We start from the raw sequence: 20,371 nt of genomic DNA on the forward strand, positions 1-20,371 counted from the left end.
ATGCCAGAATTACCGGAAGTTGAAACGGTTCGTCGCGGTTTAGAAAAAATGATTTTGGGTGCTAAAATTGAACATGTTAAAGTGCTGTATCCTAAGATAATCAATGGGGATCCTAGTGATTTTTGTCGACTTTTGCAAGAACGTGAGATTCTCTCACTCGATAGGCGTGGCAAGTATTTGATCTTTAATTTTAGTGGAGATCTCTCAATGATTTCCCATCTCAGAATGGAAGGCAAATATTTTGTAAAAAAAAGTAGCGACCCGTTGGAGAAGCATACACATATTGTTTTTTTTCTGCATAATGGGCGGCAGTTGCGCTACAATGATGTTCGCAAGTTTGGTCGAATGGAATTAGTGCCAACTGTCCAAAGGTATGAGGTAGCAGGAATAAAAAAACTGGGGCCGGAGCCAACCGCCGCTCTTTTTGATGCGACGAGCTTTTTTGCCAATTTGAGAAAGAAAAAGAAGGTTATCAAAACAACTCTTTTGGACCAAACCTTGGTGGCAGGTTTAGGAAATATCTATGCAGATGAGGTTTTATGGCTCAGTCGTATTCATCCTGAAACACCAGCCTGCAATTTAACTGAAGATGATGCGAAATTGCTGCATGATAATATTATTGCAGAACTTGCAAAAGCTATCAAAGCAGGAGGAACGACTATCAAAACATACACTGATGCTTTTCAGCATTCAGGGTCGTTCCAGTTTGATCTGCATGTTTATGGGAAAAAGGGTAAACCTTGTGAACGTTGTGGGACTTCTATCGAAAAAATAGTTGTCGGGCAGCGAGGTACACATTTTTGCCCTTCCTGTCAGAAGGTCAAGTGAATGACATATATATTAGGTTTAACTGGCGGAATTGCAAGTGGTAAATCAACGGTCAGTGCTTTTTTGAAAGAAAAGGGCGCGGTCGTGCTCGATGGCGATATTATTGCACGTCAGGTCATTGAACCTGGCACGCCGGGGTTAGCAAAACTAAAAGCAGCTTTTGGTGCTGAAATTATTCAAGAAGATGGTTCTTTAAATAGAAAGTTGCTGGGACAGCGAGTCTTTAACAATGAAAAGCAATTGCAAAAATTGAATGCAATCATGGGGCCCTTGATTCGACAAAAATTTGAAGAAGGAATCGAACAAGCACGACAGTTAAAAACCAAGCTCCTTGTGCTGGAGATACCGCTTCTTTTTGAAGGACATTATGAACAATATTGTGATAGTGTTATGACTGTTTCTGTTCCGCATGCAATACAGGTAGAACGGCTAATGGAAAGAAATAAATTAAACAGGCATGAGGCTGAAAGAAGAATTCGGGCACAAATGGATCAAATAGAACGAAATAGACGTGCAGATATAGTTATTGATAACTCTAAACAAGTTGAAGAAACCTTGGCGCAAGTGATAAAATGGCTTATAATGAATAAGTTTGCATAACACAAGAATTAAATAATTCTTTTTAATGAGGTGAAGGATATGAGATGTCCCCATTGCCATCATAACGGTTCACGCGTTGTTGACAGTCGCCCAGCTGATGACGGGCACGTGATTAGGCGTCGGCGCGAATGTGAGGCTTGTGGATTCAGATTTACAACTTTTGAAAGAGTTGAAGCCACACCGTTATTAGTTATCAAAAAAAATGGTACACGTGAAGAGTTTAATCGGGAGAAAATACTTCGGGGTGTAATTCGTTCGGCTGAAAAAAGACCTGTTGGAATGGATGCAATTACCCGAATTGTTGATGAAGTTGAAAATAAAGTGAGATCACTTGGCGAAAATGAGGTTTCTAGTCAATTAATCGGCGAATATGTAATGGGTTTATTGGCTGATGTTGATGAGATTGCATATATTCGATTTGCAAGTGTCTATCGTCAATTCAAGGATATGGGTGTTTTTTTAAAAGAACTACAGGAAATAATGGCGCGTGATAAGAAAAATAAGAATAGCAAAAATAGCAAGAAATAAGTAGACGATGGTAAGAAGTAAAGGATGTGTTTGCCGTGGACACAGGATGGAAAGATCTATCTCCCAAAGACGGATTCATAGTTGTTTCAAATGAAAGAATCTTTGACAGTGATTTGGATGTTGTGTTGCGTCTCTATCAACCGCTGATAGGTGTAACGGCGTTCGGTTTGTATTCACTGCTGCGGACACAGATTGAGATGAGACCGCAGCTTTCCGCTCGTCAAATGCATGTGAAATTACTTGATTTATTAGGTGTAGGATTGCGTCCCCTTTTTGAAGCTCGAAACAAACTTGAGGCAGTAGGATTGTTGCGCACATTCGAAAGAAAAGATGAGTTAGGAAAACTGAATGTTTATGTTATCCAAGCACCGCAGAGACCTTCTGCCTTTTTTAAGGATGATCTGTTACGTGCACTGCTGCTAGAAACCGTTGGTGAGAATTACTTCAATGAACTGCAAAAGACTTACTTGCCAGGTAGATTGACTGATCTCAAAGCACATGAAACAACAAAACATTTTCTAGATGTTTTTTCGCTGCAAACACAAGCACTGCAGAATGCAGCGATCGCCACTCAAGCTTTTGAACATTCTGATGAGGAAAATCGGGGAATAATTCTAGATGAGGACAGTAGTGGTTTTGATATCTCATTTTTGCAGAAGATGCTAGCCAAATCATTTCTTGATGCTGAACAGGTGTTGCAACAGAAAGAAAAAATTATGGTGGCTCATACAGTATATGGCCTTGATGAGCTTGAGGTAATGAAACTTTTGGAAAAAGCGGTTAACGTACAAACCAATGCAGTTGACTTTAAGCTATTCATGTCTCTGCTGCATAAGAAGTACAGCACACGTGAACAAGCGCAAATAAATACTACTGCAAACCAAGAAGAGACAACTGAAAAAGCGTTAAAACCGAGCCAAAACAGTGGCTTCAGCAAATCTGATCAAGCTTTGCTGAATGCATGTCAAGCCTATGCCCCTGCAGAATTTTTACAGGTTTTGAAGTCTGAAAAGGGTACATTTGTCACAACTGCAGAGAGGAATACGCTGGAATGGGTCGTGGGGAAGAACTTATTTGATACCGCGGTTGTTAATGTTTTGATTCACTATATGATAGTTGATCGCGGAATGTCTGTATTAAACCGTGCTTTTTTTGAGTCTGTCGTCGCAGACTGGGCACAAAAAAGAATTAAAAATCCAAAGGATGCAATGCAGCAAGTACGTTCATTTAATTCTCAGAAAAAGCAAGGAAGTTATACTGGCTCGTCTTATATAAACAAAAAGTATCGTTCTAAAATAATTCAAAAAGAAAAACTGCCGGATTGGGCACAGGATGGTTATAAGCCCAAGACGGTTTCAAACGTAAGTGATGCAGAACGGAAAAAAATCAAGGAACAGCTGAGCAAGTTTCGTAAAAAGAAATAGAGTTTGAGGTTGAAAGGAGATGATGGAATGAAAGATGTTGGTGAGCAATTAGCAGAACGTTTAAAGAAACTTAACTGGAACAAGGACTATCGTCAACTGATTAATGATGCGTTTAACGATGTGGAAGTTAAGGAGTTTATTAAAGAAAACCAAGGAGAACTTTCACAAGAGGACATAGCTAGGAGTGCTAGTAAAGTCTACGAATTCGTTAGTGTGAAAAATAAAATAAAGCGCGGTGAAGAAACGCATGCACCAGGCTATGATCCACAACTAACCCTTAATAATCATCTGATAGATGTTACCTATATTCCTAGTGAAGCACTACTCTTGCAAAAAAAACAGCAGGCTATTCACAATCGTGTTCGCTCAATCAATATGCCTAAAGATATTCGGGATGCAGAATTGGCTGACTATGATTTAGAAGGGCGTGAGCTAGCAGCTCAGGCAGCCGGACGATTTATAGATGAATATAGCAGTGCTCCAAAAAAGTTTCATCGTGCAATGTATTTGCAAGGGAGCTTTGGAGTCGGGAAAACCTATCTTCTAGGTGCAATTGCAAATGGTTTGGCAGAGGAGGGTTTTACTTCTACTTTGTTGCATTTCCCAAGCTTTGCAGTTGAAATGAAAAATTCAATTGGAAATAACGGGACAATGAAAATGGTGGATGAGGTTAAGCGAACTCCGATCTTGATGCTGGATGATATTGGTGCTGATCAGCTTTCAAGTTGGATTAGAGATGACATTTTAGGTGTTATCCTGCAATATCGAATGCAAGAAGAGTTACCGACCTTTTTTAGTTCCAATCTAGATATGGTCAACCTTGAAAAACAATACTTAACAACGAATAACCGTGGAGAAGCTGAACCGCTTAAGGCTAAAAGAATTATGGAGCGCATTCGGTTCTTAGCGAAAGAGTTCAGAATAATAGGGCGTAATCGACGTCAATTTAAAAATTAATTTTTTGACTTGAACGACAAGTTTATTAGTGGTTTAATATTAGGTAGTTGATGTAGAAGATAAACGGTTTATGAATTCAGGGATGGGTGATCTTGACTGTAAATCACTCGAGCGGTAAGCTTACCACTTCTATTTTTTATCTGGTGAAAAGTCAGGTCGGGTAGCGTCCGTTAGCAACGCACTTGAGGAGATCTGCAGTTTTACTGCAAGTCTTGAATTTGGGTGGAACCGCGTTATGAACGTCCCTAATGTGTTTAAGGCACATTAGAGGCGTTTTTATTTTATCTTAATACAAGTTGGAGGAAAGATTATGGGAAAAATCAAAGTTACATTTCCAGATGGAGCAGTTAAGGAATTTGAAAAGGGGATAACGACTGAAGCAATTGCTAAAACAATTAGCACGAGCCTGGCTAAAAAGGCTGTAGCAGGAAGTTTTAATGATCAACTGATTGATTACCAGCAAGAATTGGTCGAAGATGGGGAATTGAAGATCATTACTAAGGATTCTTCTGAAGGGTTACAAGTTTTATGGCAAACGGGGGCAATTCTATTAGCGAGTGCATTGTCTGAATTATATCCTGAGATGCACTTTGGCGAAGGCAATGTAACAGAACATGGCTTCTATTTCGATACGGATAATGTTGATGGTCAAATTGCGGAAACTGAATTCGAAAAGATTTCACAAAAAATGAAAGAGTATGTGAAAGCAAACAAGACAATTGAGTATAAGAACCTTAGTGAGAAAGAAGCCTTGGCCGCAGTCGACGGTGACCCTTATCGAATGGAGTTGGTCAAGGAAATAGCAGAGAAAAATGACGGACACGTAGCTGTGCATATTTTAGAAAACTTCGTAGATGTCTCACGTGGTGCAAAGCTGGCAAGTACCAAGGGCGTTAAAATTTTCCAACTACTTTCAGTTGCTGGAGCATACTGGAAGGGTGTCTCGAGTAATCCTATGCTACAGCGTGTCTACGGCACCTCTTTCTTTAAGCAAAAAGATCTTGATGCAGAATTAAAGCGCCGTCAAGAAGCACGTGAACGTGATCACCGTGTTATTGGTAATGACCTTGATTTGTTCTTTGTTGATCCCAAGGTGGGGGCTGGGTTACCATATTGGATGCCAAAAGGGGCGACAATTAGAAGAACGATTGAGCGTTATATTATTGATAAGGAAGTTTCACGCGGCTATGAGCATGTCTACACACCTGTATTAGCAAATCTTGACTTATACAAGCAGTCAGGTCATTGGGATCACTATCGTGAAGATATGTTTCCACCAATGGACATGGGCGATGGTGAGATGCTCGAGTTACGTCCAATGAATTGCCCGTCGCATATTCAGATCTATAATCGCCATATTCGGTCTTATCGTGATCTTCCACTTCGAATCGCTGAATTAGGGATGATGCACCGTTATGAAAAATCAGGTGCTTTAACGGGATTATCACGTGTACGCGAAATGACATTGAATGATGGGCATACATTTGTCACGCCAGACCAGATTGAGGAAGAATTTAAACAGACTCTTCAACTTATGGTCTCAGTTTACAAGGACTTTGACATCACAGATTATCGCTTCCGTCTTAGCTATCGTGATCCTAACAATACACATAAATACTTTGATGATGATGAGATGTGGGAAAAATCACAAAAAATGCTGAAGGCAGCAATGGACGACCTTGATCTTGACTATTATGAAGCAGAAGGTGAAGCGGCATTTTACGGTCCTAAGTTAGATGTTCAGACTAAAACAGCTCTTGGTGGTGAAGAGACGCTCTCAACTATCCAATTAGACTTTTTGCTACCTGAAAAATTTGATTTGCATTATATTGGGGCTGACGGTGAAGAACATCGTCCAGTTATGATTCATCGTGGAATTGTTTCGACGATGGAACGATTTACGGCATATTTGACAGAAATTTATAAGGGAGCATTTCCTACTTGGTTAGCACCGCAACAAGTTACGATTATTCCTGTAAAAAATGACTTGCATTTGCAGTATTGTGAACAATTACGTGATCGGTTGGTTGCAAGTAATGTTAGAGTTAACATTGATGCTAGAAATGAAAAAATGGGCTATAAAGTTAGACAAGCTCAGGTCAACAAAATACCATATATTTTAGTTGTTGGGGATAAGGAAGTAGCTGAAGATGGTGTGGCAGTTCGCCGTTACGGACAAGCTAATAGCAAAGAAGTAAGTACGAGTGAATTTGTAAGTGAAATTCTAGCTGATATTGCAAGTTATAGTCGCAACGAATAATTAACGGCTTTTATATCCATTTAGAATTAATCCTTGACCAAATGAACAAACAATGATATTATATTTTAAGTTGAGAAAAAAGCAGAAGCACCCGCTTCTCGCCTTGCGAACGAAATAGTTCCCGGGCACTTATATAGTAGGTTTCGGATTGAACGAAGTGAAGAAAGCGGGGGGCTTAGCAATGAGTCTCCCGTTTTTTCTGCATTTTCTCTGATTATATTTGGAGGTGAAACACCATAGCAGTTGATAAAATGGTAAACGAAGGTATTCGAGCACGTGAAGTGCGTCTGATTGCTAGTGATGGCTCTCAGCTTGGTGTTAAGTCCAAGCAGGAGCTTTACGCTTAGCTGAACAGTCGAATTTGGATCTAGTTTTAGTTGCACCGAAAGCAAAACCACCAGTTGCCAGAGTCATGGATTATGGAAAGTATCGCTTTGAACTGCAGAAGAAGCAGCGCGAGGCGCGGAAAAAGCAAAAAGTCATTAATGTTAAAGAAGTTCGTTTAAGCCCAACGATCGACACTAATGATTTTAACACTAAGATGAAGAATGCACGTAAGTTCCTGTCCAAAGGGGATAAGGTGAAGGTGTCTATTCGTTTTAAGGGTCGTGCAATCACACATAAGGAAATCGGTTATGATGTATTGAATCGCTTTTCTAAAGCGACTAACGATATTGCAACGGTTGAATCAAGGGCTAAAATGGATGGTCGTAGCATGTTTTTAATGTTAGCGCCTAAAGCCGAGAAATAGGCTTTATAACATAGGAGGAAGAAAGTATTATGCCAAAACAAAAAACACATCGCGCATCAGTAAAACGTTTCAAACGAACAGGAAATGGTGGATTAAAGCGCTCGAACGCCTTTACAAGTCACCGTTTTCATGGGAAAACAAAGAAGCAACGTCGTCAATTGCGCAAGGCATCAATGGTGTCTGCTTCAGATATGAAGCGTATTAAGCAAATGATTTCACAAGTTAAATAATTAAGTGTTTTACGGAGTTTTTTGAGAATAAAATGGGATTGCATATGCAATCAGTGATGTATCTTGAGAGAGATATGTGTTCTAAGGGCAGTCCGCTTATCGCGAATAATACTTTGATTTATACCCTTAGATCAATTTAAGGAGGAATTTTCATGCCACGTGTTAAAGGTGGAACAGTTACACGCCAACGTCGTAAAAAAGTAATTAAATTAGCAAAAGGATACAGAGGATCAAAACATATCCAGTTTAAGGTTGCTAAGCAACAAGTTATGAAGTCTTATCAATATGCTTTCCGCGATCGTCGGAAGACTAAGTCAAATTTCCGCAAATTATGGATTGCTCGAATCAATGCTGCTGCTCGAATCAATGATATTAGCTACAGCAAGCTGATGCATGGTTTGAAACTTGCAGAAATTGAAGTAAATCGTAAAATGTTAGCAGATTTGGCAATTAATGACAGTGCTGCTTTCACTTCTATTGTTGAAGAAGCAAAGAAAGCTTTAGCTAAGTAAGTAACCTAAACGAGAAGAGAGAGTCTAGGACAATTTTGTTCTAGACTTTTGTTATATCTAGGTTGTTTTAGCGCAAAAATAATTGTAATTGTATTTTTTGCGTAACCTGCTAGAAGTGGCATATAATAAGTGAGTCAAGAAAAAATAGGAGTGTATTGTATGTTTGCACGTTTCAAGCCAACATGGCTACTCGAATCAATATATGAGTTGACCCCAGCAGAGTTAAGAAAAAATGGAATCAAAGTTATATTAACAGATCTAGATAACACTTTGATTGCGTGGAATAATCCTGATGGAACACCTGAGTTAAAACGCTGGTTGGAAGTTATGCAGGAAGAAGCGATTCCTGTAATTGTTGTCTCAAATAATAGTAAAAAACGTGTTGCGAAGGCAGTGGCGCCATTGCAGTTAGCGTTTATTGCACGTGCGCTAAAACCTTTTTCTTACGGAATAGAAGAAGCAAAAAAAAGATTTAAACTTAAAAACACTGAAGTAGTGTTGGTAGGAGATCAGCTAGTGACAGATATTGCTGCTGCAAACGCAGCCGGCATCAAAAGTATTCTTGTTAAGCCGATTATTGAGACAGATGCATGGAATACAAAAATAAATCGTTTTTTTGAAAGGATAATTAAAAAAAATTTGGTAAAGAATAAAGTTATTTCATCCACATGGGGGCATTCGCTAGATGACTAAAGAAAATGAAGAATTGTATTGTATCGGCTGTGGGGCAATGATTCAAAGTGCTGACCCCCAAGAAGTTGGTTATGTCCCAGCTGCGGCAATTCAAAAAAATGATGAAGGAGAGGATCTTTATTGCAAGCGTTGCTTTAGACTTCGTCATTATAACGAAATAGCTGATGTAGCACTAACAGATGATGATTTTCTGAAAATATTGACTCAAATTGGAGAAACAGACTCATTGATTGTTAATGTGGTCGATCTCTTTGATTTTAGTGGGTCTATTATTCCAGGACTGCAGCGGTTCGTTGGAAAAAATCCTATCCTGATCGTTGGCAATAAGGAAGATTTACTGCCGAAATCTTTAAAGAGATCCAAATTGCGCGATTGGATCAGACAGAATGCTAATATGCAAGGGTTGCGCCCAGTTGATGTAGCATTAGTCAGTGCAAAAAAAAATCATATGATAGCTTCGTTATTAAGTATGATTGATAAGTATCGTGCCAACCGTGATGTGTATGTTGTTGGCGTTACTAACGTTGGAAAGTCAACTTTAATTAATCAGATTATCAAGCAAAAGACAGGGATTGCCGAGTTGATCACAACTTCGCGTTTTCCAGGGACAACGCTTGATAAAATTGAGATTCCCTTTGATGATGAGCATTTCTTGATTGATACACCAGGTGTAATCCATCAGCACCAGATGACTCATTTTCTTTCTGGAAAAGAATTGAATATTGCTGTGCCACAAAAGGAAATCAAACCTAAAGTTTATCAATTAGGAAATGAGCAAACACTCTTTTTGGGGGCTTTAGCGCGTTTTGATTATTTGAAAGGCGAACGAAAAGGTGTAGTTGTATATGTTGACAATAGTTTGATGATTCATCGGACAAAAACAGCAAACGCCGACAGTTTTTATGCTAAGCACGCTGGAGAATTGTTACAGCCTCCGTTTTCTGAAAATATTGAGAAACTACCGCGACTTGTCCGTTTTGAATTTAAAGCAACTCAGAAGAGTGACTTAGTTTTTTCAGGGTTAGGCTGGATAACGGTTAATGCAGGTGCGGTCGTTGCAGGCTGGGCACCTGAAGGTGTTGCTGTCACACTAAGAAGAGCAATGATATAAGTGTTAAGGAGGAAGTCATGACGTTAACAGGAAAAGAAAAGCGCTTTTTGAGGGCGCAAGCCACTCGATGCGGCCACTTTTTCAAATTGGAAAGGATGGCATCAATCCCGTTTGGATCGAGCAGGTGAAAAATGCACTAAATAAAAGAGAATTGATAAAGGTCAACCTTTTACAAAGCTCACCACTAGAGGCTGATGAAGCACATGAGTATCTAGAAAACAAGACAGATATTCATGTGGTACAGGAAATAGGACATATCTTAGTTCTGTACCGACAGTCTGAAAATAAAGAAAACCGAGCTATTTCGAATAGTTTAAAGGAACTGTAAGTAATTGTTTTGGAGGTGTGGAATTTGACTGTGCAAACGGTTAGGGAACCGCAAGTCTTGCCGATGACTGAAAATGACTTTGGCGGTCATAGAAGAAGAATTGGTATCCTAGGGGGAACATTTAATCCGCCTCACTTAGGTCATTTGATCATTGCCGAGCAGGTTGCTGATCAGTTAGGTTTGGAGCGTGTATTTTTTATGCCAGATGATACTCCACCGCATGTTGATCATAAAGATTCGATTGCGGCATCTGATCGTAAACAGATGGTCGCATTAAGTATAGAAAACAATCCGCTGTTTGAAATGGAAAAATGTGAGATAGAGCGCGGTGGTATAAGCTATACCTACGATAGTATCAAATTTTTAAAAGAACGTCATCCTGATTATGAGATCTACTTTATTATTGGCGGAGATATGGTTGCCTATCTTCCAAAATGGCATAAAATCGATCAACTAGTAAAGATGGTACATTTTGTTGGAGTAGCGCGGCATGGTTATCCCAAAACAAGTCAGTATCCGCTTATGTGGGTTGACATTCCGCTGATTGAAATCAGTTCGACTTTAATTCGCCAAAAATTGAGTCAACATTGTTCTATCAGGTACCTGGTGCCTCCTGCGGTTGAGAAGTACATTAAAGAAAGGGGTTTGTACAATGACTGAGTTGGAATACCAAAAAGGCTATTTTGATGGAACGCGAAGGGAGCTTCTTGCAAAGGTTCAGCAAAGTGTTGGTGAAAAACGATATCGCCATATTTTAGGAGTCGAGAGTGCCGCGGTTGAACTCGCGCGCCTAAATGATGTTGATGTTGAAAAGGCAAGCATTGCAGCTCTAGTTCATGACTACGCTAAAGAACGAAGCGCTGAAGAATTTAAAAAAGTTATTCATCAAAAAAATTTAGATAAAGATTTGTTGAATTGGGGCAATTTTATATGGCACGGTGTCGTTGGAGCAGAAATCATTGCAAACGAGCTTATGATAAATGATATAGAAATATTGAACGCTGTCAGGCGGCACACTGTTGGGGCCATCACAATGACTCAGTTGGATAAGGTGGTGTATGTGGCTGATTTTGTTGAAAAAGGACGTAATTTTCCAGATGTCGACATCGCGCGTACTATTGCTTTTAACGACTTGGATCAGGCTGTTTCTTTTGAAACTAAACATACATTGCAGTACTTATTGGCAGCAAATAAAGTGATTTATCCTGCGGCAATAAAGACTTATAATCGTTGGGTAACAGCACAGTAAATTAAGGAGAATTAAATGGATAGTAAAGATATTTTGAAAGTGGTTGTAGAAGCAGCTGATAGCAAGAAAGCAGATGATATTGTTGCACTTGATGTCCAAAAAATAAGTTATGTAGCAGACTACTTTGTAATCATGCAGGCGGACTCTGAGCGCCAGGTGAAAGCAATTGCTGATATAATTGAAGAAAGGGCTACCGAAAATGGTATCGTGATCAAGCAAGTTGAAGGTAAAAATAGTGGAAACTGGATATTGATTGACTTGGCAGATGTGATTGTACATGTTTTCAAAACGGAAACACGGCGCTTTTATAACTTGGAGAAACTCTGGTCAGAAGCATCAATTGTCGATACTTCGAAGTGGCTGGTAGACTAACCAATGAATTATACGACGTTTGCTCAATTATATGATGAATTGATGGAACCTAAAATGTACACGCGCTGGTGCGAATTTATTGAGCAACAGGTTCCAGAACTGACATCTGCCCAAATACTTGATCTTGCGTGTGGAACTGGGAGAATGGCTATTTTACTTGCACAAAAAGGGTATAAAGTCGCAGGAGCTGATCTGTCTGCCGATATGCTGTCTCTAGCTGAAGAAAGAGCACGAAAAGCACGGGTTGAAGTGCCGTTGATAGAAGCTGATATGTTAGATCTAGCGGGACTGCCTAAGTTTGATGTTATTACTTGTTGCTTGGATTCTTTGTGTTATTTGAAAGACAAGGCTTCAATGGTGCGAGTTTTCAAGCAAGTTTATAAGCATCTGCAAAAGGGAGGAAACTTTATCTTCGACGTGATTTCTCCGTATCAAACTGATGTCGTGTATCCTGGATATATGTATAACTATACAGATGATAAGCAGGCTTTTATTTGGAAAAGTTATGATGGTGCGGAGCTGCACAGTGTGATCCATGATCTGACGTTCTTTGTTTCAGATAACACAGGTGACAAGTATGAGCGTTTGGAAGAAACTCATTATGAGCGGACTTATCCATTGAATGTGTACCTGGAGATGCTAGATGAAGCTGGGTTTGAGAGTGTTAGAGAGTTTGGTGATTTCGGATGTTCTGAAATTACCCAGACGACAAGAAGATGGTTCTTTAGTTGTCATAAAATGTAGGGAGAGAAATGTAGTGACGGTAGTTGGGATAATTGCTGAATACAATCCTTTTCACAATGGGCATCTGTACCAGCTTGAACAGGCACGTGCGAAGTTTCCTGATGCAACGATTGTTGTTGCAATGAGCGGTAATTTTCTGGAGAGAGGGGAACCTGCTTGCGTTGATAAATGGACACGGGCGAGACAGGCAATAATTGCTGGCGTAGATGTGATAGTCGAACTTCCCCTAGTGTTTTGCGTTCAACCAGCTGACCGTTTTGCATTAGGTGCTGTGAAGATATTGAAACAATTAGGTGTTGAGAAGCTTTTTTTTGGTGCAGAGCATGCCACATATGATTTTAACGCAATGGCTCAAAAGACTTTGGATGTTCATGGGGATTTCTCCAAGTACAATGAATCTTACGCTGCTGCATATCAACGAGTTGTTCAGGAAAAACTGGGCTACAGCGTAGATCAACCAAATGATCTTTTAGGGTTGGCCTATGCAAAGGCAAATCTGCGTGTGGGTTCTCCCTTTGAGATGGTACCGTTGCAACGTGTGGTTGCAGGGCACCATGATCTGACCTTAAAAAAAACGCAGCGTATTGCAAGCGCATCAGCAATCAGGAAGCAACTTGTAATGCACAATGAAACAGAAACCAGAAATTATGTTCCGCTTGCAACTTATGAAACCTTATCTGCGCAAAAAATAGTCTCTTGGGCGAATTTTTGGTTATTACTACGGTATCAATTAGAAACGAGTTCTTTAGGTGATATAAGAAGACTGTACGATGTTTCGGCTGGGCTTGAGTATCGAATGAAACAGCAATTGGAGCCACTCGCAAAGGATGCGACATTCGATGATTGGATCAAGGCGGTCAAATCAAAGCGCTATACTTATACTCGTTTGGCACGTTTGGCCGTGACCATACTTGTACAGGTTACAAATGAGGATGTCAGAAAGATTGAAACAAATCCTTATATTAGATTGTTGGGTTTCAGCAGTCGCGGACAGCTACATTTGAATAAGGTAAAAAAGAATTGTAGTTATCCTATTATTGTGAAAGTTGACAAAAAGAACAAAGAAAACTTGTTGTGTGTTGATTATCGTGCAGGAAATGTCTATGCATTGGCAAGTGGTGTTTCGCAGGATTTGAAACGTGCTCCGATACGTTTTCAATGAAGTGCTGTCAAGGAAAAAACGTTGACATTGTTTTGAGAGACAGGTATAATTACGGTTGTTGCATTGGGAGGAGATTTGTATGAAATGGTCTCTGAGTGAACTGAGTCAGAATGGTTCAAAGCCTCTTCATGTTGATGCGATTGTTGATATTGCTGTGTCAATCAAGGAGCGAGATAGTGATGTTCTGGCTATTTCACCAGTAAGCGTACAGGGCTTGTTTTCGATGGATAGTCTAGGCTTGCTGGGTTACTTGAAGATAACTGCAACGGTCACAGTGCCGTCGACAAGATCATTAGAACCAGTTGAACTTCCGCTCAGTTTCGATGTTAGTGAGTACTATGTCAGCCATCATGAATCTAATTTAGAGCGTTTTGATGATGACGATGTTGTTATTGTTTTGGAGAATGATGTCGTTGATTTGAATCAAATAGTTGAAGACAACATTCTATTGCAAATTCCGATGAAGGTCTTAACTGCCGAGGAAAAGCAACATGCTGCAAATTTGCAGGGTGACGATTGGAGTCTGTTGGATGAAGATCATAAAGCTAATGGTAGTGATGCCATTGATCCCCGCATGGCCAAGTTGAAGGATTATTTCAGAACCGACGATTGAGGCGACGGTGGGTTGCAAAATTAGGGAATACAAAGTACAATTCTTCTTGTTGAATATTTTTTATTAATTTAAAGGAGGTGGCTGTCAGTGGCAGTACCAGCACGTAAAACTTCAAAAACACGTAAGAGATTACGCCGTACACATTACAAGCTACAAGTGCCAGGAATGAGTGCTTGTCCAAATTGTGGCGAATTGAGAAAATCGCACCATGTATGTTCAAGCTGTGGTTACTATGGCGACAAAGAAGTCGTTAAGGTTTCAAAATAAGGCGAATTTCAATTACATGAAATAGCAGCATTCCAGGCTTAGATGTCGTGGAGTGCTTTTTTATTGCTGTGTTTCCGACTGAACTTAATAGAAATTAACTTCTAACAGCGCTAAAAGTAAAAACTATGGTAGAATTTAACAAGGCAAAGGAGGGCACAAATTAGATGAAAGTACACAATGTTGAATTAACAATCAGCGCGGTTAAACCGGAACAATATCCGAATAATGGGTTTCCAGAAATTGCTTTGGTCGGTCGCTCTAACGTAGGGAAATCATCATTAATCAATACTCTCATTGACCGAAGAAGCTATGCCCGTACTTCTGGTCAGCCCGGGAAAACACAGACACTAAATTTCTATAAAGTTGAGGAAAAAATGTACTTAGTTGATGTTCCGGGATATGGGTATGCAAAAGTTTCAAAAAAAGAGCGGGAAAAATGGGGACGTATGATTGAAACTTATTTGACACAGCGTCCAAATCTTAAGGGCGTAATATCGCTAATTGATGCACGCCATGAGCCAACTGAACTTGATCTTCAAATGCTGGAGTTCCTGCATTACTACCAATTACCGGTCTTGGCTGTTGGTACAAAAATAGATAAGGTCCCACGCTCGAAGTGGAATAAAGTTGCCAGTAATGCCTTACGAAAGACGGATTTTTTGAATAGTGATAACTATGTCTTGTTTTCTGCTGTTAGCAAAATAGGCAAAGATTCAGTTTGGGACTGGATTGATCAAATGATAGAAAAAGATTGAAGGGAATGTAGTCTATGGAATTTAATGAGTATCAAGAAGCTGCTAAAAGAACACTGTACGGTAACGAACAGGTCTTAACAAACTGTGCTTTAGGATTAGCCGGCGAAAGTGGTCAAGTGATTGATCTGATTAAAAATTACACTTTTAAGGGGAAAGACTTGGACCGTGCAGAAATGGTCCATGAGCTCGGAGATGTGCTTTGGTATTTATCGCAAATTGCTGCTTGGGCAGATATCTCATTTGATGAAATAGCTGAAAATAACATTCAAACACTTAATAAGCGTTATCCGCATGGATTTGCACAAGATAAGTAATTGAGGGCAACAGCCTTACATAAGGGTACACTTAATTATGCTATTTATTAGGATGATAGATTAATAAAAAATCTCAAACGAATCAGACGTTGATTGTCAAACTAGAAGGTGGACCTCCGGATTTGACTAAAACGTGCGCTTTCGTTTGAGTTTTTTATTTTGAGATAGTATGCTTGCTAAACTTGCAACTGCCTATTTCTTCTGTTTTTCTTTTTTTTCTTCTTTAGAATTATTTTCTTTGCTTTTCGGAGGTTGAACAGGGTCAACTGCAAGTTTTTCAAACAGTTTGTCTAGTTGGTTTTGACGATTTACTGTAAGTCCCATGAGGAAAGATCACTCCCTTGCTTTATATGTCTAGATACTCACCAAAGGATACCAGTTTTTTGAAAATATTTCAATTAATTAATTTGCTGCATAAAAAAGAATATATTATGATTTTTATGAGTAAATAGCACACATTATTCAATCATATTGCATAATAATTCTAAATGGAGTATACTGCTTTTGGTAGTAGTTTATGTTATTCCAGAAGGGGAAAGTCTGTATGAAGAAAAAAAGTTTTTTTCTAGTTATAATTGTTTTTTTATTAGCACTTATTATACCCGTTACGCATGCAAAAGCTGCAAATGACAATTACTTGCAGAAAGTAAAAGATAAGGGGACTTTGGTTGTCGGGACAAGTGCCGATTATCCGCCATATGAATTTACAGCAAAAGAAAACGGCAAAACTAAATATGTCGGGCTTGATATCTCGCTTGCAGAGAAGTTTGCGAAAGATATTGGGGTAAAGTTAGAAGTTAAGAACATGAATTTTGATTCACTTCTCGTTGCCTTGGAAACTCATAAGATTGATATGGTAATTGCTGGGATGAACCCAACACCCGAAAGACAAAAAAGCGTATCTTTTTCTAAAATCTACTATACTGGTGATCAGTATATGCTTATCAACAAAAAAGATGCAGCACACTTTAGGAAAATCAAGGATTTCAAAGGTAAAACGATTGGTGCTCAAACCGGTTCATTGCAGTATTCATTGGTTAAACAGCAGATGAAGGGTAATGATGTCAAGGGATTAGCCAAATTAAACGACTTGGTGATTGCTCTTCAATCACAAAAAGTCAATGCAGTTGCAATGGAAGAGGCAACCGCTAAGGCATTTGCCGAAAATAATCGTAATTTGAAAGTGATTGATCCGGGTTTTGATATTGATGCAAGCCAGACAGGTTCTGCAATCGGCTTCTCAAAGGGCGCAGATAGCCTTGTTAATGCGGCTAATAAAACTATAGATGAAGTAAAAAAGGATAATCTCATTAACAAGGAGTATATTCCGGCAGCAGCTAAAAACATGACCACAAATGGCAAGAAAAATTCAATGCTGAATTACTGGACTTACTTCGCCAAGGGAATTGAATATACTTTAATAATTACGGTCGTTTCTGTCTTCTTTGGTTTTGTTTTAGGTACATTGTTTGCCCTTATGCGGCTGTCGCGTAATAAACTAACACACGGTTTAGCAGTTTCATATATTGAATTTGTCCGTGGAACACCGTTAATGGTTCAGGTCATGTTTGTTTATTTCGGAATAGGTGCAGTTATTCAATCTTTACCAGCTTTGATTGCAGGAATTATTGCGGTTTCTTTAAACTCAGCCGCTTATGTAGCAGAGGTTATTCGGTCAGGAATCGAATCAATACCCGCAGGACAAACTGAGGCTTCAAGAAGTCTGGGGTTATCACAAAAAGAGACCTATCGTTATATAATTATTCCGCAGGCACTGAAAAATATCTGGCCTGCTTTGGGCAATGAGTTCGTTACCCTAATCAAAGAAAGTTCCATTGTTTCAATAATTGGTGTAACTGATATCATGTATCAAATGCAGCTTGTTCAATCTGCAACTTACAAAGGTGTCATTCCAATTTTCATCGCGATGATTATATACTTTATTATGACATTTGGTTTATCTAAGGTTTTAGGGTATTTTGAAGGGAAGATGAAACATGCCTAATTTAATTGAAGTTCAAAATTTAGGAAAATCTTTTGGCGACAATGAAGTACTTAAAGATATTAATGAAGTTGTTAAAAAGGGACAAGTAATTTGTGTGATTGGCCCTTCAGGTTCAGGGAAAAGTACTTTTTTAAGATGCTTAAATGTTCTTGAAGAACCAACCGCAGGTAAAGTTTTGTTTGAGGGAAATAGTTTAACCGGAATCAGTGAAAATGAACTGAATAATCTTCGTGAGAAAATGGGAATGGTTTTTCAGAGTTTTAATCTTTTTCCAAATATGAATGTTATTGAAAACATTAAACTAGCTCCGCTTAGAGTAAAAAAATTATCTGATGACGAGGCAACAAAACAAGCACAGGATCTGCTTGAAAGGGTTGGTTTGGCTGACAAGGCAGAGCAATATCCGCAGAGTTTGTCCGGTGGTCAACAACAAAGGGTGGCTATTGCACGCGCGCTGGCAATGAATCCAGAAGTTATGCTTTTTGATGAACCAACTTCAGCACTTGACCCTGAGATGGTGGGTGAAGTCTTGAAGGTTATGAAGGATCTGGCCGAGTCCGGGATGACCATGGTCGTTGTGACACATGAAATGGGCTTTGCCAAAAGCGTGGCAGATGAAATTTGGTTTATGGCAGATGGAGCCATTCAAGAAAAGGGCAATCCTGAAACATTTTTTAACGCGCCAAAAACAGAAAGAGCGCAGGATTTTCTGTCAAAAATTTTGATTTAAAGCTAGGCAAGATAATCAACAGAGAGTTGTGTAGACAACATTTTCATTTTTTTGAAAATGTTGTCTTTTTGTTGAAAAATACTTTTTTTGTCCTATAAAGTAAAAAAAGGCTGTAATATAATGGGAGAGTGGCTTAAATAGTGAAAGGATGTTCTTAAAGTGGCAACAATGCATATTGAAAAGAAATTAAAATTATTGCCCGATTTGCCAGGCTGCTATGTAATGAAGGATATCAACAGTCGTATCATTTATGTTGGAAAGGCAAAAAATCTAAAAAACAGAGTGCGCTCTTATTTTAAAAGTGCGCATGAGGGGAAAACAGCTAAATTAGTTTCTGAAATCAGGGATTTTGAAACGATTATTACCTCGACTGATAAAGAAGCTTTTTTACTTGAAATAACGCTTATCCAAAAGCATAAACCATATTACAACATTAAGTTAAAGCGCGGGACTGGTTATCCATATATCAAAATAACCAATGAGAAAGATCCGATGATAAAAATCGTTAGCCAAGTAAAGAAGGATGGCGGTTATTATTTCGGACCGTATCCCAATGTTTATGCAGCTGAAGAAACAATGCAACTTCTACAGAAAGTATACCCATTACGGCGTTGTAATGGGTATCAAAAACGTCCATGTTTGTACTATCACATGGGGCAGTGTTTGGGAGCTTGTTTTAAAGAAGTTCCTATGGAGGAGTATGCTGCTCAAATTAAAAAAATAAAATCTTTCCTGAACGGAAATGTTGGACGGATTAAACAGACACTGACTAAAAAAATGAAGCAGGCATCTGAAGGACTGGATTTTGAAAGAGCTGCTGAACTCAGAGATCAAATCCATTATGTTGAGATCACGGTCGAAAAGCAGCAGATTATTTCGAACGATAATACACCGCGTGATCTATTTAATTTTTACTTAGATAAGGGCTGGATCTCCATCCAAGTTTTCTTCATCAGACAGGCTAGACTGATAAAGCGTGAAAAGCGGATTTTCCCTTGTATTGACACACCGGAAGCAGAATTAGAATCGTTTATACTACAATTTTACAACCGCAAAAATAATGTGATGCCTAAAGAAATCTTAGTTCCAGAGACATTAGATAAGGAGGTTTTGACCGAAATTCTGCATCGACCTGTCAGAACTCCATATCGCGGACAAAAAAGGGAACTCTTGAATTTAGCAGAAAAGAATGCCCGTTTAGTGCTGGAAGAGAAGTTTAGACTGCTTGAATTGGATGATCGTAAGACTACAGGCGCAATGGATGAGATTATGAAAGCTTTAGAGCTTCCACAAGGACATAGAGTCGAAGCTTTTGATCATTCACATCTTCAAGGGACAGACATTGTTTCTGCAATGGTTTGTTTTATTGATGGACGCCCGGAAAAGAGCGAGTATCGCAAGTATAAATTGCGTACTGTCGATCACGCTGACGAGGCAGCAAGTACGCGTGAAGTTGTTAGAAGACGGTATACGCGCTTATTGAAGGAACATGCTCAAATGCCTGATCTGATTTTGATGGATGGTGCAGAAATTCAGATTGAGGCAGCAAGAGATGTTTTGGAAAATGAACTGGGATTGTCAATTCCCGTAGCGGGGATGGTTAAGAATGAACATCATAAAACTGCAGATCTGATGAATGATAAATTCATTAAAGTACCGCTTGATCCGAAAAGCGAAGCCTTTTACTTACTGCAACGGATACAGGATGAAGTCCACAGGTTTGTTATTACGTTTCATCGAAAAACACATTCTAAACATTCATTGGCCTCAAGACTAGACTTGATTCCTGGTGTGGGACCTAAGTCACGCGTGAAATTGCTACGCAAATTTGGTTCAATGAAAAAAATAGAAATGGCAACTGTTAGTGAATTACAGACTGCTGGGATTTCAAAAAAAGTTGCGCAAACTATTAAACTTAGTTTGAAAAAATAAAGAGTG

24 protein-coding genes, 1 pseudogene and 1 other annotated feature are annotated in these 20,371 nt (G+C 39.1%); of the genes and pseudogenes, 24 read left to right on the forward strand and 1 reads right to left on the reverse strand.

What is annotated here, in order from left to right; all coding sequences use genetic code 11:
* The 21 genes and pseudogenes from mutM (at position 1) to JCM15457_RS00520 (ending at position 15,698) form a co-directional block, all read left to right on the forward strand.
* Positions 1-828 (forward strand): DNA-formamidopyrimidine glycosylase, encoded by an 828-nt coding sequence (gene mutM, locus JCM15457_RS00420; protein ID WP_034986516.1) that lies wholly within the window; start codon positions 1-3, stop codon positions 826-828.
* Complete coding sequence (coaE, locus tag JCM15457_RS00425; RefSeq protein WP_034986518.1) at positions 829-1,428, forward strand: dephospho-CoA kinase; 600 nt, start codon at positions 829-831, stop codon at positions 1,426-1,428. It abuts the gene before it with no gap.
* Between the two features lie 39 nt (positions 1,429-1,467).
* Positions 1,468-1,956 (forward strand): transcriptional regulator NrdR, encoded by a 489-nt coding sequence (gene nrdR, locus JCM15457_RS00430; RefSeq protein WP_034986520.1) that lies wholly within the window; start codon positions 1,468-1,470, stop codon positions 1,954-1,956.
* A 35-nt stretch (positions 1,957-1,991) separates the two neighbouring features.
* A complete protein-coding gene (locus tag JCM15457_RS00435; protein WP_034986522.1) occupies positions 1,992-3,380 on the forward strand; it encodes a replication initiation and membrane attachment family protein in 1,389 nt (462 codons plus the stop codon).
* 27 nt (positions 3,381-3,407) lie between these two features.
* Positions 3,408-4,337 carry a primosomal protein DnaI gene (gene dnaI, locus JCM15457_RS00440; protein ID WP_034986524.1) on the forward strand — a complete coding sequence of 310 codons (930 nt, stop codon included), beginning with the start codon at positions 3,408-3,410 and terminating at the stop codon, positions 4,335-4,337.
* A gap of 310 nt (positions 4,338-4,647) precedes the next feature.
* On the forward strand, positions 4,648-6,597 hold the full coding sequence (gene thrS, locus JCM15457_RS00445) for a threonine--tRNA ligase (protein WP_034986526.1): 1,950 nt from the start codon (positions 4,648-4,650) through the stop codon (positions 6,595-6,597).
* Positions 6,598-6,670: 73 nt separating this feature from the next.
* Positions 6,671-6,803 (forward strand) — a sequence feature (ribosomal protein L20 leader region).
* 45 nt (positions 6,804-6,848) lie between these two features.
* Positions 6,849-7,348: pseudogene (gene infC / locus JCM15457_RS00450) on the forward strand (translation initiation factor IF-3).
* A gap of 29 nt (positions 7,349-7,377) precedes the next feature.
* Positions 7,378-7,578, forward strand: a complete 201-nt coding sequence (gene rpmI, locus JCM15457_RS00455) for a 50S ribosomal protein L35 (RefSeq protein WP_034986528.1) — start codon at positions 7,378-7,380, stop codon at positions 7,576-7,578.
* 152 nt (positions 7,579-7,730) lie between these two features.
* Positions 7,731-8,090: a 50S ribosomal protein L20 gene (gene rplT / locus JCM15457_RS00460; protein ID WP_034986530.1), complete on the forward strand. Its 360-nt coding sequence runs from the start codon at positions 7,731-7,733 to the stop codon at positions 8,088-8,090.
* Positions 8,091-8,249: 159 nt separating this feature from the next.
* On the forward strand, positions 8,250-8,783 hold the full coding sequence (locus JCM15457_RS00465; RefSeq protein ID WP_034986532.1) for a YqeG family HAD IIIA-type phosphatase: 534 nt from the start codon (positions 8,250-8,252) through the stop codon (positions 8,781-8,783).
* Positions 8,776-9,894 (forward strand): ribosome biogenesis GTPase YqeH, encoded by a 1,119-nt coding sequence (yqeH, locus tag JCM15457_RS00470; RefSeq protein WP_034986533.1) that lies wholly within the window; start codon positions 8,776-8,778, stop codon positions 9,892-9,894. The genes JCM15457_RS00465 and yqeH overlap by 8 nt, the downstream gene beginning before the upstream one ends.
* A 67-nt stretch (positions 9,895-9,961) precedes the next feature.
* Positions 9,962-10,222, forward strand: a complete 261-nt coding sequence (locus JCM15457_RS00475) for a YhbY family RNA-binding protein (RefSeq protein WP_369384600.1) — start codon at positions 9,962-9,964, stop codon at positions 10,220-10,222.
* Between the two features lie 30 nt (positions 10,223-10,252).
* Positions 10,253-10,882, forward strand: coding sequence for a nicotinate-nucleotide adenylyltransferase (locus JCM15457_RS00480; protein ID WP_034987419.1), 630 nt, complete (start codon positions 10,253-10,255; stop codon positions 10,880-10,882).
* Complete coding sequence (gene yqeK, locus JCM15457_RS00485) at positions 10,875-11,471, forward strand: bis(5'-nucleosyl)-tetraphosphatase (symmetrical) YqeK (protein ID WP_034986535.1); 597 nt, start codon at positions 10,875-10,877, stop codon at positions 11,469-11,471. The genes JCM15457_RS00480 and yqeK overlap by 8 nt, the downstream gene beginning before the upstream one ends.
* A gap of 15 nt (positions 11,472-11,486) precedes the next feature.
* A complete protein-coding gene (gene rsfS, locus JCM15457_RS00490) occupies positions 11,487-11,843 on the forward strand; it encodes a ribosome silencing factor (protein ID WP_034986537.1) in 357 nt (118 codons plus the stop codon).
* 3 nt (positions 11,844-11,846) lie between these two features.
* The gene (locus JCM15457_RS00495; protein ID WP_034986539.1) at positions 11,847-12,587 is read left to right on the forward strand and encodes a class I SAM-dependent DNA methyltransferase; all 741 of its coding nucleotides are present in this window, start codon (positions 11,847-11,849) and stop codon (positions 12,585-12,587) included.
* Positions 12,588-12,600: 13 nt separating this feature from the next.
* Positions 12,601-13,749: a nucleotidyltransferase gene (locus tag JCM15457_RS00500; RefSeq protein ID WP_034986541.1), complete on the forward strand. Its 1,149-nt coding sequence runs from the start codon at positions 12,601-12,603 to the stop codon at positions 13,747-13,749.
* A 79-nt stretch (positions 13,750-13,828) separates the two neighbouring features.
* Positions 13,829-14,362 carry a YceD family protein gene (locus tag JCM15457_RS00505; RefSeq protein ID WP_034986543.1) on the forward strand — a complete coding sequence of 178 codons (534 nt, stop codon included), beginning with the start codon at positions 13,829-13,831 and terminating at the stop codon, positions 14,360-14,362.
* A gap of 87 nt (positions 14,363-14,449) precedes the next feature.
* Entirely contained in the window at positions 14,450-14,629 is a 180-nt protein-coding gene (gene rpmF, locus JCM15457_RS00510) for a 50S ribosomal protein L32 (protein ID WP_034986545.1), read from the forward strand.
* A gap of 164 nt (positions 14,630-14,793) precedes the next feature.
* The gene (yihA, locus tag JCM15457_RS00515; protein WP_034986547.1) at positions 14,794-15,384 is read left to right on the forward strand and encodes a ribosome biogenesis GTP-binding protein YihA/YsxC; all 591 of its coding nucleotides are present in this window, start codon (positions 14,794-14,796) and stop codon (positions 15,382-15,384) included.
* A gap of 14 nt (positions 15,385-15,398) precedes the next feature.
* Positions 15,399-15,698 carry a nucleoside triphosphate pyrophosphohydrolase family protein gene (locus JCM15457_RS00520; RefSeq protein ID WP_034986549.1) on the forward strand — a complete coding sequence of 100 codons (300 nt, stop codon included), beginning with the start codon at positions 15,399-15,401 and terminating at the stop codon, positions 15,696-15,698.
* A 192-nt stretch (positions 15,699-15,890) separates the two neighbouring features.
* On the opposite strand, the gene JCM15457_RS12480 is transcribed toward JCM15457_RS00520, so the two are convergent.
* Positions 15,891-16,022 (reverse strand): SPJ_0845 family protein, encoded by a 132-nt coding sequence (locus JCM15457_RS12480; protein ID WP_268870085.1) that lies wholly within the window; start codon positions 16,020-16,022, stop codon positions 15,891-15,893.
* Positions 16,023-16,242: 220 nt separating this feature from the next.
* Between JCM15457_RS12480 and JCM15457_RS00525 the strand changes: the two genes are divergently transcribed.
* The 3 genes from JCM15457_RS00525 to uvrC all read left to right on the forward strand — a co-directional run bounded on the left by JCM15457_RS00525 (position 16,243) and on the right by uvrC (position 20,365).
* Complete coding sequence (locus tag JCM15457_RS00525) at positions 16,243-17,703, forward strand: ABC transporter substrate-binding protein/permease (protein WP_034986550.1); 1,461 nt, start codon at positions 16,243-16,245, stop codon at positions 17,701-17,703.
* Positions 17,696-18,433 carry an amino acid ABC transporter ATP-binding protein gene (locus JCM15457_RS00530; RefSeq protein ID WP_034986552.1) on the forward strand — a complete coding sequence of 246 codons (738 nt, stop codon included), beginning with the start codon at positions 17,696-17,698 and terminating at the stop codon, positions 18,431-18,433. Before JCM15457_RS00525 ends, JCM15457_RS00530 begins: the two co-directional genes overlap by 8 nt.
* A 159-nt stretch (positions 18,434-18,592) precedes the next feature.
* Positions 18,593-20,365, forward strand: coding sequence for an excinuclease ABC subunit UvrC (uvrC, locus tag JCM15457_RS00535; protein ID WP_034986555.1), 1,773 nt, complete (start codon positions 18,593-18,595; stop codon positions 20,363-20,365).
* Positions 20,366-20,371: the final 6 nt, after the last annotated feature.

The sequence above is a fragment of the Liquorilactobacillus sucicola DSM 21376 = JCM 15457 genome (assembly GCF_000612445.1).
In the GTDB taxonomy this organism is placed as follows: Bacteria; Bacillota; Bacilli; order Lactobacillales; family Lactobacillaceae; genus Liquorilactobacillus; species Liquorilactobacillus sucicola.

Bases quoted from the DNA above. Each gene is read 5' to 3' on its own strand.
- mutM (WP_034986516.1), top strand. From the start codon at position 1: ATGCCAGAATTACCGGAAGTTGAAACGGTTCGTCGCGGTTTAGAAAAA.
- coaE (WP_034986518.1), top strand. From the start codon at position 829: ATGACATATATATTAGGTTTAACTGGCGGAATTGCAAGTGGTAAATCA.
- nrdR (WP_034986520.1), top strand. From the start codon at position 1,468: ATGAGATGTCCCCATTGCCATCATAACGGTTCACGCGTTGTTGACAGT.
- dnaI (WP_034986524.1), top strand. From the start codon at position 3,408: ATGAAAGATGTTGGTGAGCAATTAGCAGAACGTTTAAAGAAACTTAAC.
- thrS (WP_034986526.1), top strand. From the start codon at position 4,648: ATGGGAAAAATCAAAGTTACATTTCCAGATGGAGCAGTTAAGGAATTT.
- rpmI (WP_034986528.1), top strand. From the start codon at position 7,378: ATGCCAAAACAAAAAACACATCGCGCATCAGTAAAACGTTTCAAACGA.
- rplT (WP_034986530.1), top strand. From the start codon at position 7,731: ATGCCACGTGTTAAAGGTGGAACAGTTACACGCCAACGTCGTAAAAAA.
- JCM15457_RS00465 (WP_034986532.1), top strand. From the start codon at position 8,250: ATGTTTGCACGTTTCAAGCCAACATGGCTACTCGAATCAATATATGAG.
- yqeH (WP_034986533.1), top strand. From the start codon at position 8,776: ATGACTAAAGAAAATGAAGAATTGTATTGTATCGGCTGTGGGGCAATG.
- JCM15457_RS00475 (WP_369384600.1), top strand. From the start codon at position 9,962: ATGCGGCCACTTTTTCAAATTGGAAAGGATGGCATCAATCCCGTTTGG.
- yqeK (WP_034986535.1), top strand. From the start codon at position 10,875: ATGACTGAGTTGGAATACCAAAAAGGCTATTTTGATGGAACGCGAAGG.
- rsfS (WP_034986537.1), top strand. From the start codon at position 11,487: ATGGATAGTAAAGATATTTTGAAAGTGGTTGTAGAAGCAGCTGATAGC.
- JCM15457_RS00495 (WP_034986539.1), top strand. From the start codon at position 11,847: ATGAATTATACGACGTTTGCTCAATTATATGATGAATTGATGGAACCT.
- JCM15457_RS00505 (WP_034986543.1), top strand. From the start codon at position 13,829: ATGAAATGGTCTCTGAGTGAACTGAGTCAGAATGGTTCAAAGCCTCTT.
- yihA (WP_034986547.1), top strand. From the start codon at position 14,794: ATGAAAGTACACAATGTTGAATTAACAATCAGCGCGGTTAAACCGGAA.
- JCM15457_RS00520 (WP_034986549.1), top strand. From the start codon at position 15,399: ATGGAATTTAATGAGTATCAAGAAGCTGCTAAAAGAACACTGTACGGT.
- JCM15457_RS12480 (WP_268870085.1), bottom strand. From the start codon at position 16,022: ATGGGACTTACAGTAAATCGTCAAAACCAACTAGACAAACTGTTTGAA.
- JCM15457_RS00525 (WP_034986550.1), top strand. From the start codon at position 16,243: ATGAAGAAAAAAAGTTTTTTTCTAGTTATAATTGTTTTTTTATTAGCA.
- JCM15457_RS00530 (WP_034986552.1), top strand. From the start codon at position 17,696: ATGCCTAATTTAATTGAAGTTCAAAATTTAGGAAAATCTTTTGGCGAC.